The organism is Hassallia byssoidea VB512170 (genome assembly GCF_000817785.2).
Classification (GTDB): domain Bacteria; phylum Cyanobacteriota; class Cyanobacteriia; order Cyanobacteriales; family Nostocaceae; genus Hassallia; species Hassallia carrinoi.
This window is the reverse complement of the sequence record NZ_JTCM02000019.1, coordinates 36787-49251: the sequence shown is the minus strand read 5'-3', so window position 1 is coordinate 49251 and position 12465 is coordinate 36787. Positions and strand designations below refer to the sequence as shown.

Below are 12465 nucleotides of genomic sequence, written 5' to 3'. Positions count from 1 at the left end.
ACTTTATAAGTAAACTACCTAACGTTCATAAATTTCTAATGGCAAAGCATCTGGGTCTTTAAAGAAAGTAAAGCGCTTGTCTGTAATATCATCAATCCTGATATTTTCTACTTCTACACCTTTTGATTTTAATTCCAAAACAGTTTGCTCAATATCATCGACTTCAAAAGCCAGATGTCTTAATCCACAAGCTTCAGGATTATTAATCCTTTCTGGAGGATTAGCAAAAGAAAATAACTCGATTTGCTGCTTTTCTCCCACACGTAAATCTAATTTATAAGAATTTCTCTGAGCGCGAAAAGTCTCTTGAATAATCGAAAAACCTAATACTTCTACATAAAACCTTTTCGAGCGTTCATAATCAGAACAAATAATCGCTATATGATGAATACCGGTAGTTTTCATAGGAGTTAGTGGTTAGTAGATAGTGGATAGTGGTTAGTGGGGAGCGGGGAGCGGGTAGTGGATAGTAGCAACCAACAACCAACAACGCTCCAACTATCAACCAACAACCAACACTTAAAACTAAGGGTCTTGCAAAACTGTTTTAGATACAATCCTGGTTTTCTTACGATCTGCTTCTGATAATTCTTGCCCAGCTTGCAAGCGAGTGGCGGAAGTTTGCAACACTGTCGCGGCACTTTTATCTCCCATTTGCAAAGCGGTTTTTGCCGCAGTTTGCAGCATTGTTGCCGCACCAGCGCGATCGCCTTGTTGTAATTTCGCTTCTGCTAGTTGAGTTTGCCGATATTTCGCTAACGCGAGAACATGTTGCTGCACTTGCGGATCGTTCACAGATTGGTAATTCCGAACTACATTAGCATAAATTGGGATATTTGGCGAAAATAATCCAGTTTGGTTGTCGGTAGGATCGTCGTAGCGGACTTGCACATTAGCGATCGCTTGTTTACCTTCTGGCAATTGTCCCAGATAAATATTCGCTAAAATCACTCGTTCCACATCTTTCATTAAATCACCCAAACGCACCGCCAAGCGTCCATCAGCTTCGTATTGTACGGGTAACTCAATTGTATCTGGGGCAACTTGGGCGATCGGTTTTAGTTCTGCTAACCGCACCTTCGGCATCAGGGAAAATAGTAAATAAGCATTCGTCAATCCTACCGTTTGCATCCGGGTGAAAAGGCGACTAAATTCTTCTACTGCCCGATCTGGTTGTTGAATGTAAGATAAAGTACCCAAACCAGCATCAGCGATTTTTTCTAAAACATCCTGATTCCAATTGTCGCCAAATCCCAAAGTATTTAAAGTCAAATTATAGCTAGCAGATAATTGAGCAAATTTCAAACAGCGATTGTTATCACCGTGTTCATTTTCGCCATCAGTTAACAGAAAAGCTTGAGAAATAGTTTCTTTTTTTCCCTTTGCTAATTCTTCAATACCCAAACGCAAACCTTCATCAATTGCCGTTCCTCCATCCGCCGAAAGTCGGTTAATTTCCCTTTTGATTTGTTCGGGATTTTCGATAAATTGATTGGGGACTAAGACCTTAGCACGATGATCGAATACTACAACACTCAGGCGATCGCCTTTTTTGAGTTTGTCAACCAAACCAATCGCCGCTTTTTTGACAGTTTCTAGCGGTCGCCCATTCATCGAGCCACTATGGTCTAAAATTAGACATAAATTTAGAGGGACATTGCGATCTAGATTTTCAGCGATCGCCGAAATCGAAATTGACAACTGACGTTGACTGTTTTGTTGATTCGCGTCCAAACTATTATCATTCAGAGTCGGCTGCAAGCTAACCTTCATAACCCAAGTTTCCTATCCAGATATACATATTAATAAATAACTTCAAACTGCACGCATAGCGCTACGGAAAATTTATCCCCCAAGCATACGTTAACAATATTCACATTTTTTTGAAGACTGGGGACTAAGGACTAGGGACTAGGGACTAGGGACTAGGGACTAGGAGAATAATTTTTAACTCCTGACTCCCCACTCCCCACTCCCCACTCCCCACTCCCCACCTCCCCACCTCCCCACTCCCCACTCCCCACTCCCCACTCCCTTACATAGCGAGAAATCCACACCTTTAACGCACCTAGCATCGCGTTAGTATGTATTACAGTTAACGGCATAATTTCAGGCAACAGTTGCTATGGACATTTCCCCCATCAAGGCTGTTCAAGCCCCATACGGCGGTGATAACTTCTACCGGACACCGCCGCCAGATTTACCATCATTATTGTTAAAAGAGCGAATTGTCTATCTTGGGATGCCACTGGTGCCTGCTGTCACCGAACTGATAGTAGCTGAATTGCTGTATTTACAGTCTGACGATCCAGAGAAACCAATTAAAATTTACATAAACTCTACTGGCACTTCTGGTTACAGTGGCGATCCCGTCGGCTTTGAAACCGAAGCCTTCGCCATTTATGACACGATGAGATATATCAAGCCAGCTATCCACACCATCTGTATCGGTTCGGCGATGGGTATGGCAGCGATGCTTCTCAGTGCTGGAACAAAAGGTTGCCGCGCCAGCTTGCCCAACGCTTCGATTATCTTACACCAGCCTAAGAGTTACGCTCAAGGTCAAGCAACCGATATTCAAATTCGGGCGAAAGAAGTTCTGGCAAATAAAGCATCGCTGGTTGATATTCTATCTACCACCACCGGACAGCCCCCAGAAAGAATTACCAAGGACATGGATCGGCTGTTATACATGACACCTTACCAAGCGAAGGAATACGGTTTGATTGACCGAGTTTTTGAGAAAGAAGAACTCGCCAATCCGCCATTACCAGCCAGTGTCCTTTAAAAAAGTTATGAGTTATGAGTTATGAGTTATGAGAAAAAAGAAGAAAGAAGATAAAACAATTTTTTTACTCCTAACTCCTCATTCCTCACTCCTCACTCTTAACTCCTAACTCCTGACTGTTAACTCCTAACTCTTGATTCCAACTATTGACAAACGGAGAAAATTATGCCTATAGGCGTTCCTAAAGTTCCCTACCGGATGCCAGGGGAACAATATACACAGTGGGTTGATATTTACAATCGTCTTTACCGGGAACGGATTATTTTCCTGGGACGAGACATTGATGATGAAATTGCTAACCAAATCATCGCCGTGATGCTGTATCTGGATTCGGAAGATCCAGGTAAGGATATTCAACTGTACATCAATTCCCCAGGTGGAATGGTGACATCTGGTTTGGCGATTTATGATACAATGCAGCACATCAAATCAGATGTGGTAACGATTTGTGTCGGTTTAGCAGCCTCGATGGGTTCGTTTCTGCTAGCGGCTGGCACTAAAGGTAAACGGCTGGCATTGCCTCACTCACGAATCATGATTCACCAACCTTCTGGTGGTACTCGCGGACAAGCATCCGATATCGAAATTGAGGCAAGAGAGATTCTCCGGATTCGTCATCAGCTAAATAATATTTACGCTGATAACACCGGTCAGACTTTGGCAAAGATTGAAAAAGACATGGATCGTGACTTTTTCATGTCTGCTGCTGAAGCGAAAGAGTACGGTTTAATCGACCGTGTGATTGAAGATCGACCGTAGAAGAGGAGAGGGGGAGGGGGACAGGGGGACAAGGGGACAAGGGAGACAAGGGGGACAAGGGGGACAAGGGGAGCCAGCGCCGTGCGGAGGTTCCCTCCGTTGAGGCGTCTGGCGTGGACAAGGAGGAGGTAAGAAACAAATTCCTATATCTCCCTTGTCCTCCCCCTCTCCCTTGTCCTCCCTCTCCCCCATCCCCCCCTCCCCCACTCTCCCACTCCCTACTCCCCACTCCCCAAAAATTGTGAAGTATGAACTTTAAATTAAAAATTTAGTCTTTATGATTTATACTTCAGGCTTTAAGCTAATAGCTGATAGCTGATATTCTTGCTTCTGATGGCTGAAGATGGATCTTGGAGATTGCTACCGTGTATTAGGTTTAAGGTCGGGAGCTTCGTTTGTTGACATCAAAACGTCTTACCGACGGTTGGCGCAGCAATATCATCCCGATATCAATCCAGGTGATAAAAAAGCTCAAGACAAATTTATTGCTTTGACAGAGGCTTACAAGTTGCTTTTGACGGTTGTACCGCCAGAGGAAATGGCTCAACGGTCAACTCAGTCGCAAGAAAAGGCGCCTCAGTCAACAAAGACAACGTGCCCAGAACCTGTAGTCACGGTGACACAGGAGAAACCGACGCCAAAACCGCCACCAAAACCGACACCAAAGCCGCCTAATTTGGTGGAAATAGAACAGCGGCTGAAGTGGAAGACTTATGAGCAGTTGCAGCGGTTTTTGAAAGAAAGAAGGTTTCCGCAAGCGATCGCCCTAGCGGAAGCTTTGGCTGAACGTTTACCCGAAGATGCCGAAGTGCGACAATGGCAAGCGATCGCCTATCAAATTTGGGGACGAGCGCTAATTGCTGAAAAACAACTACTCAAAGCGAGAATTTATCTCAAAAAAGCCCTAAAGACTGACCCTAATAATAAGTCTCTTTCCCAAGAGGTGCAGCGCGACTTCCAAAAGTTAGATCAGATTTTTTGATATAAGTCAACCCCTTCTCATGATTGAGACGCACTCGCGTTCGGGGAATTCAAAATTCACTCATTCACTCATTCCAAAAATAATAACTACCAAAATAAATTTAGGGGCTGGTTACGAGTTAGACTTGTTTAGCTCTTAAGAATCCCTTCGTCAAGACAGCCAGCGTCAAAGTCGCCAGTCATATTCTGTGCTAGGAGCAAGCGTAATTAACTCTTCAACATTACGTAGCATTGTGTTGCAAATCGCATTCAAGGGTAGGTCATTTGGATCGTGCCCAAAAGGCTCTTCGATTTCCGAGCCAATTTCTTCAATGCTCAATAAGGTGAAACTGACAAAAGCCATTATTATACCAGTCCACCAAGTTAAATTATTAACTATTTCCAGAGGCAATATCAGACAAAAAATTAACAACAATTGCCTGAGCTTAATAGTATATATCAAGGGCAGTGGCGTTTTCAAAATGCGTTCGCAGCCACCCAAAATATCTACCAAATCATCCACCAAATTATGTAAGGCAGTTAGTTGATAGATATTTACACAATTACGGTCTTGCTGATGCTGCAAATAATTCCTAATCCAGAAGGCAATTTGTAGTGAGGGATGTTGAGTATCTTTGAGCTTGAAATACTGGATTTCGGACATCAATGACGCTAACTGCTCATCTACAGGTTCTGCCCTTAGATGTAACTTCATCGCCACCGCAAAAGCAACTAATAGCCGAAGTGTTGCCTCTTTTTCTACTCTATCCTGCGGTGACTGCTCTTTAACTACTACGTAAATTCCCTGACCCAAGTTACGAACCGTATTGACTAAAGATCCCCATAGTTTACGTCCTTCCCAAAATCGTTCATGGGCTGTATTCGTCCGGAAAACCAACAATAAAGTAAAGCCAATATTGAAACTCAAGACGGCATTGGTAAGGACAGCACTCTTCTCTGGGAATGCTACGGGAAACCCCCAATTGTGGAGTATTGATACTAAAAAACCATATATACCACACAACAGTACCCAGGGAAGAATGACTGGAACAACTGACATTTCAAGTAGTAAAGTTACTTGAAACCAATTCCGTTTTTCGCCTGTGTAGAGGTGATACTTTCCTGTAAACGAATTTGGTTTACTGCTAAAAAACTTTTTGCACCTTTCCAGTGTACTAGTAAATTTTGAGCGGCTCATCTGTTAGAACTCCAAATGATTTAACACAGAGCGTTCAATGATACAAATCTTTACAAGTTCTCAACCTAGCACACATCACATAAAAAGGGTATAAAAATCATGCGGTGATACGCAAAAAAGTTACTTCTTGGGTGCATAAAGCCTCACTTCTTCTCGATGAGATTCTTCACCACTACCCAAAGGTAGAAATTCAACCTGCCCGGTGTTGCTATTTTGCTCAACTTTCATTAAATGAATATTCGACTGTTGGCGATCGCTATTTTTTTGAGAAGTCATCTTTATTCCGCTAATCTAATGCCAAGACCTGTGCATTAGTTTTCATCTGGTGTTAATTCCACCAGGGGGTTGAAAGCGTGTAACGACAAAATCTGTCCTAGGGAGGATGATTTATCTGTATATTAATATAAAAGAGTGATGGAAATGAAAACGTAATTTCCAGCGCTTCAAGCTGATTTGAAGATAACTTTACATAAATACGCTGAAAATCGGTATTTTGACGCAGTTTAATTGACTGGGTTGATTTTGCGTATTAACACTGTTTGCTTTGTATCTTTTGCTAGTTATCTTAGTACCAGGTTCAGAGAAATTTCACTCAAAGCTGACTAACTAGATATTTGCTTATTCAAATCATCCAAGTAGCGCAGCAAAGGTTGGTTTTTTCAACTTTGGATTTAACCAACTTCAAAAGTAATTAGGGGAATGTCATTACCACTTGATTATCTTAGGTTGCGCGTAGAATCTGCTGTGGCATTTTGCACAGCAATTTTCAATTTTGCTCTCAATTTGAAAGTCGCGATCGCAATCTAAGTTGTTTCTCGATTGAGCGCTTTTCAAAAGTAATTTAAATTCGTGAGGACTTTACTATGTTACGTCGTTCTTTATTCGCTTGTGCTTTGATGTTGGCTGGTGTCGTTGGTTTCGCTTCTAGTGCGAAGGCTGGAACGGCATCTCTAAACTTCCCTGTTACTGTTGGTAGTTTTTGCACCTTGGGTACTACTACTGATGGAACGTTGGGTGTCAATACCATTAACGAGGGTTTAGGTACTGATGGAACTACTTACACTATAGGTACAGCAGCACCAGGCAAGATTAACCTTGAGTGCTCTAAGGATGCGAAACTTGGTGTTACTATCGCGGAAGGTAGTACTAATCCTACCACTGGTGCTACTCTGACAGCAGCACTTAAAACAACAGATGGTACTGCCACTGTGGGTAATGACCATACATTAACTAAATACATCAAAGAAGAAGCCTCTGTAGACATGACAGCAACTTTAGCCAGTGGTACTAAATTTATTCCTGGCTCCTACACTTACACAGTTACTGTCACCAGCACCCCCTAATTATTAGTACAGTTGGGTTGAACCCTACCCAAGAGTTAGTATGAAAGTACCCCTTCCCGCTTGCGAGGAGGGAAATTTTTCATAAGCTTGTATATTTGCCGTTTGAAATTTATATTTTTGTAGGATGGGTGTCTTACCCGTCCTTTTCATTTTTAAAGCGCAAAATGCACTTCGCAAGAATCATATCACGTCGAGTAAATTAACCATTATAACCATAAAACCTCATCCCAATAAAGCTGTGCTTTATTTACCCTCTACGAGCGTAAGGAGAGGGGTTAGGGGTGAGGTGTTTATATTGCGGGTAATTTAGCCAATAAGTTCAACGCGGGGTAGGGTTCGGTGGAAATAGCGAGTATTTAACTAGGCTTAATATCATCTCAGGTAAATACTGTAGATTCTACGGTTATCACTGGCTAAAAATACTGCTAAAACAGAATCACTGTTAACGAGTAATTAGTAATTGAGAAGTTATAAATTAAGAGTTAATATTCCTAACTCTTAATTCATCACTATTCGATTATTAATTGCCAATTTTTCATAAGTCAGTATCTACCAAAGTCATACAAATTTACGTCAGATGTAATAAGCCTGCTATTATAGCGGTTCTCACTTGCGTCAAATACCCAACCGATCGTAGGGACAATTCATGAATTGTCCCTACGCAATGGTTGTGTATTGCATCCAAGTGAAAATCGCTATAGTCACAATCAACTTTGAACAACAAGAACCCCGACTTATTAGAGAAGTCGGGGTTCTGAAAGACTAAAAGCAGGCTTTTATAAGCTTTAACTGCTAGGAGAATAAAATTAAAATGTTCTTTTCAACTTTAAATACGAAAGTTATTTCCGCACCTGTTCGTACTGCTTTGCGTTTAAGTTCCTGGGCATTATCTGCAACTTTACTTTGGGCAGGAGCAAGTCAAGCACAGGTGAGTCTCTCACCATTAAAAATTGAAGTTAAAACTAATCGCGGTCAAGCTCAAGGCGTTATTAATATCACAAATACTAGTAACGAAACCTTTCGCGCTCGCGTCTACGCTGAATCTTTTACATACAATCGAGATAAGGGTTTTGAAAGTTTACCATCTAGCCCTTCTGATTTAAGACCATATTTGCAATTTTCGCCGCGTGAACTTGTTGTCCCACCGGGAACAACTAGAAGAGTACGCTTGAATGCTCGTTTGGCTCCCAGTCTACCAAGTGGCGAATATCGCTCAATGATTTTCACTGAACCTTTGAAGCCGAATACTGTCAAGAATGGAAATGGAATTACAACGAATATTATTACTCGTGTTGGTAGCGCTTTCTTTGTCCGCAAAGGTGATGTGCGTCCTAATTTGATGGTGGATAGCGTCAGATGGAATGCAGAAGCTAAGAAGATACAACTATTAGTCCGCAACAGTGGTAAAGCATCTGCTTACACATCTATTAAATGGACTCTCAAGCAAGGTGGAACAATTGTTAAATCTGGAGAATCACCAGATACCGGTATTGTGCCTGATGGCGATCGCAATTTAATTTTAAATCAATCTAAAAAAGATGAATTAGCTCTTTCTCCTGGCACATATCAACTAAGTGGTGAGTTACTTTGGGGTGAAGATAACGACAAAAGTAAACTACCATTCAAGCTGGATTTAACTGTTCCTGGAGGAAATTCTACTACATTGCCAATCAGAAATAGAAGGTAAAAGTCAGCGTGAAAAATCCCCTGTTTTACCTTTCTGCGTTTGCGGTTTGCCTTTTTTGCGCTACTCCAGCTAAGGCTAAGAACCCTACCCCTGACTTCTCAGAAGAAACTGTTGCAGACGAAAATATAGATAATACCTCACCCCCTAACCCCTCTCCTTATAAAGGAGAGGGGAGTGTTGACGCAAGCCAACGGGGGGGTGAGGTGATACCTACGAATGCAATTTCAGATCGGACGAACTACGATTCACTCTCTTTGGCAGAAAGGTTAAAAAGTTTGCCGATTAATGAAGCTAGTCGTGCGGATCTGCGGGAAAGGCTGATTCAATATCGGGAAGCGGTTAAATCTAGAAAACCTCTCTCCAAACCTCTCTCCTACAAGGAGAGAGGCTTTAATCCTCCCCCTTCCCTTGTAGGGAAGGAGGCTGGGGGGTTAGGTCTTCCAGATAAGGAGAGAGGTTTAGATTCTCCCCCTTCCCTCATAGGGAAGAAGGTTAGGGGGTTAGGTCTTCCAGATGAGGAGAGAGGTTTAGACTCTCCCCCTTCCCTCATAGGTTCGGGTGCTGGGGGGTTAGGTCTTCCAGAAACACCGACACCGGAAGTTAAATCTGAATTGGAAAAAAAGACAAAGCAATTCAGTACATTTCCGGTTGGATTGAATGTGGGCAAACGCAATGTCAACCCCAGCGTGATTATCCGGGGACAAGAAGACGGAACGCAAGCAATTAATTTTGAAAATTGGCTGTTACCGTTTGATGATATAATTCAAGCGTTGAAATTAGACTTAAAAAATTTACCAGATGGTCAATTAGAAGTGCGATCGCCTGGTCTTGTCACTCGCATCGATCCAAAAAAGCTTCGCAACGATCCAGAGTTAGGCTTAGTATTTTCGATTCAAGACTTAAATACTCTCTTTGGCATTAAAGCACAATTCAACATCAACGACTACGCAATTGAGCTTGATGTACCTTGGCTAAATCAATCAAGTTCGAGAATTGGGCAAGCAGAATCCCCAATTATATTAGAAGGTATACCACGAATTGCCCCTGGTAATTTCAGTTTTGGCGCAATTGAACAAAAAGTTAACGCCAGCGGTTCCGAAGGCACATCAGCCAGTTACAGAGGTGATTTTCTCGCGGTTGGTAGTCTGTTTGGTGGTAGTTGGTTTGTGCGTACAGATCAGCCAAATTTCCAAGATGCATCAAGTTGGAGATTAGCAGAAGCACAATTTTATCGACCAAATGATCGATCTGATTATATCTTCGGTTCCCAGCCGACTTTTTGGCGCAGTCAGGGTGCAAGCGATTATTGGGGTTTTACATATATTCAACGACAAGGATTTACCCCACCGCAACTGTTTGGTGGTGGTTTTGTCGATCCGCGTTTGCGGTTGCAAGCTTCGCAAATTGGCAGGACAATTACAGGTACGGCTCAACCGGGTACATTAGTTAGGTTAGCAGAAGCATTTGGCGATCGCGTAATTGGCGAAGTTTTGGTAGATTCTTCCGGAATTTACCGCTTTGAAAACGTCAGAAGCGAAAATCAATACTATGGCAGCAGTTACCGCGTCTTACTTTACCCAGAAGGACGACTCACCGCTCAACCAGAAATTCGCGAAGCTACCTACTCAATTGTACCAGGACAATTACCCGCAGGTTCTTCAGCCTTAGTTTTTTCTGGTGGTTTGCGACGCGAATTAAATAATAGTCTATTGGGCAACTTCTCAGATTTTCGCGGTGGAATCGCTCAAAGATGGGGTTTATCAGAAAATCTCACAGTCGGTGTAGGTGGAGTATACGACGATTCCGCCAGAGGTTTAGCAGAAATATTTTATCGTCCGGCAAATTTGCCTTTAGAAGTTGCAATTTCTGCACTTAGCGGTAGTAAATGGGATGTGAACGCAGATATCCGGTTTAATCCGACTCGGAGTTTGAGTGCATCATTTACAAGCGATCGCTTTTCTAATCGTTTTAACATAGATTGGCGCGTGTTTCCTGGCTTAAGTTTATTTGCGACTACCGATAGCCGCGATGCCACAGGCGGTGGTGTACAATTAAACTTTAGCGGTAGAAACGCTTTTACCTTTGCCCGTATTAGCCTAGATACCGAAAACCGCTTGCGTTGGACTTGGCTGCAACGTCTCGGCAGATTAGAATTAAATCAACGCGGTAACGAAATCGGCACTTTATCGGAATTCACCTATAACTTTTCTAGAAACAGCAGCTTTTTGAATTTAGGAAACTCGCTGGTAGTAAGTTATGAAACCCGCAGTCAAAATTTGAGTAATAACTTACTTACTTTAGGTTGGCGATATCGTTCTACACAACGCGCTAGCGATGGTAATTATCGTTGGGAAGCGCAGTTAGGCTATGGGATTGGTTCTCAGGGTAGCGGACTTGTTGGTTCATTATCAACTACAATTTTACCAGGTATTTTGTTGCGGGCGCGTTATCAAGGCGTATCTGTGACTTCCGACCAAGCCAGCTTTAATATAGACTTAGTTTCTAGCGCCGGTTTGCAAAGCGGTATTACACCAGGGGATAGACGTTCTGATTATTTCCGTACCCAAGGCGGTTTATTGATTCAGCCGTTCTTTGATAATAATAATAACGGCAAACGCGATCCGGGTGAGAAATTATATACAGAAAATCCGGATACACTGCTGTTGGTGAACAATAGAGTTATCAAATCATTGCAACCGGATATTCAAAGCGATCGCATTCTGGTACGCTTAAATCCAGGAACTTATCGTTTAGATTTAGATCCCGCAGGTTTCCCGGAAGATTGGCAAGCTACAACTGACGCTTATGCTGTCGATGTTATCGCAGGTTCTTACACACCAGTAATGTTACCATTAACTCGTGCTTACGCCTTTTCTGGAGTAATTACCGATGCTCAAGGTAAACCAATTAATGGTGCGAGGGTAGAAGCAGTTTCTAAAGATTCTAAAGTGCGGTTATTTTCTGTCACCAACACTGCCGGAGTTTATTATTTAGAAAGACTGCAACAAGGCACTTACGATTTATTGATTAACGATAAACCTGTGGGTGGTATGATATTGAAATTAGATAATTCTTCCCTCGGTTTTCAAGAACTCAATGTTCAGCAGTTAGAAAATCAAGATTTTCGCGCTGTAATTCCCAGTGTAAATCAAAGTGTATTGCCAAATAAAGACAAAGATAAATAAGTAGTGAGCGCAAAGAGCGCTCTTTTTCTCGTTTTCTCGTTTCCATGCTCTACATGGGAATGCCTTCTGTGCAGGCTCTGCCTGTAGAATGAAACAAGGCACAGCCTCTCAAAGTATGTTACCACGCAAAGCTTGCTAACAATAAAAAAGCGGCACTACCCCACAGCAAATTCAGTGTAATGACGCATCTTTGGAGGGTCAAACCCCAAAACAATGTCTTGCTTGGGGACATCGAGTTCCACCAATTGGTTCGCAATACCAACTTCAGTACCATCCTGCTGAATCCAAATTTTGCCATCAATGATGTCAAGATGCAGAACAGTACCATACAATCGCTTAGACTCACGCCAGCCAACGTAGACTAGTTGATAGCGATCGCGTTCGGTATCGAAAATAGTTTCAGCCTGGATGCGTTTATCCCAGACTAACTTTGCCTGTTCAGTTAATAGGTGTTGGATATGTCGTCGGTACTCATCGACGGTAGCCATCGTTCAATCACCTCCCGATCAATATTGTATATCACCAAGTAAAGCTGGTTTTGCTCA

11 protein-coding genes are annotated in these 12465 nt (G+C 42.4%); 6 read left to right on the top strand and 5 right to left on the bottom strand.

What is annotated here, in order from left to right; genetic code table 11:
- Positions 1-18: 18 nt before the first annotated feature.
- A complete protein-coding gene (gene gloA2 / locus PI95_RS11480) occupies positions 19-405 on the bottom strand; it encodes an SMU1112c/YaeR family gloxylase I-like metalloprotein (protein WP_039739555.1) in 387 nt (128 codons plus the stop codon).
- A 120-nt stretch (positions 406-525) separates the two neighbouring features.
- Positions 526-1773, bottom strand: coding sequence for a vWA domain-containing protein (locus PI95_RS11475; RefSeq protein WP_039739558.1), 1248 nt, complete (start codon positions 1771-1773; stop codon positions 526-528).
- 352 nt (positions 1774-2125) lie between these two features.
- On the opposite strand from PI95_RS11475, the gene PI95_RS11470 reads away from it, so the two are divergent.
- From PI95_RS11470 to PI95_RS11460, 3 genes are all read left to right on the top strand, one after another.
- A complete protein-coding gene (locus PI95_RS11470; RefSeq protein ID WP_039739564.1) occupies positions 2126-2788 on the top strand; it encodes an ATP-dependent Clp protease proteolytic subunit in 663 nt (220 codons plus the stop codon).
- 165 nt (positions 2789-2953) lie between these two features.
- Positions 2954-3547 (top strand): ATP-dependent Clp protease proteolytic subunit, encoded by a 594-nt coding sequence (locus tag PI95_RS11465; protein WP_039739567.1) that lies wholly within the window; start codon positions 2954-2956, stop codon positions 3545-3547.
- A 343-nt stretch (positions 3548-3890) separates the two neighbouring features.
- Positions 3891-4529, top strand: coding sequence for a J domain-containing protein (locus PI95_RS11460; RefSeq protein ID WP_039739570.1), 639 nt, complete (start codon positions 3891-3893; stop codon positions 4527-4529).
- Between the two features lie 165 nt (positions 4530-4694).
- Here PI95_RS11460 and PI95_RS11455 read toward each other — a convergent pair whose 3' ends face one another.
- Both PI95_RS11455 and PI95_RS11450 read right to left on the bottom strand, forming a co-directional pair.
- Entirely contained in the window at positions 4695-5705 is a 1011-nt protein-coding gene (locus PI95_RS11455) for a bestrophin family protein (protein WP_039739573.1), read from the bottom strand.
- A 120-nt stretch (positions 5706-5825) separates the two neighbouring features.
- Positions 5826-5981: a hypothetical protein gene (locus tag PI95_RS11450; protein WP_163518806.1), complete on the bottom strand. Its 156-nt coding sequence runs from the start codon at positions 5979-5981 to the stop codon at positions 5826-5828.
- 587 nt (positions 5982-6568) lie between these two features.
- Between PI95_RS11450 and PI95_RS11445 the strand changes: the two genes are divergently transcribed.
- The 3 genes from PI95_RS11445 (at position 6569) to PI95_RS11435 (ending at position 11920) form a co-directional block, all read left to right on the top strand.
- Entirely contained in the window at positions 6569-7048 is a 480-nt protein-coding gene (locus PI95_RS11445; protein WP_039739575.1) for a hypothetical protein, read from the top strand.
- 811 nt (positions 7049-7859) lie between these two features.
- Complete coding sequence (locus PI95_RS11440; RefSeq protein WP_201280405.1) at positions 7860-8735, top strand: fimbrial biogenesis chaperone; 876 nt, start codon at positions 7860-7862, stop codon at positions 8733-8735.
- A gap of 8 nt (positions 8736-8743) precedes the next feature.
- Positions 8744-11920, top strand: a complete 3177-nt coding sequence (locus tag PI95_RS11435; RefSeq protein WP_052324784.1) for a carboxypeptidase regulatory-like domain-containing protein — start codon at positions 8744-8746, stop codon at positions 11918-11920.
- 155 nt (positions 11921-12075) lie between these two features.
- Here the strand turns inward: PI95_RS11435 and PI95_RS11430 are convergent, their stop codons facing one another.
- Complete coding sequence (locus PI95_RS11430; RefSeq protein WP_039739579.1) at positions 12076-12408, bottom strand: XisI protein; 333 nt, start codon at positions 12406-12408, stop codon at positions 12076-12078.
- Positions 12409-12465: the final 57 nt, after the last annotated feature.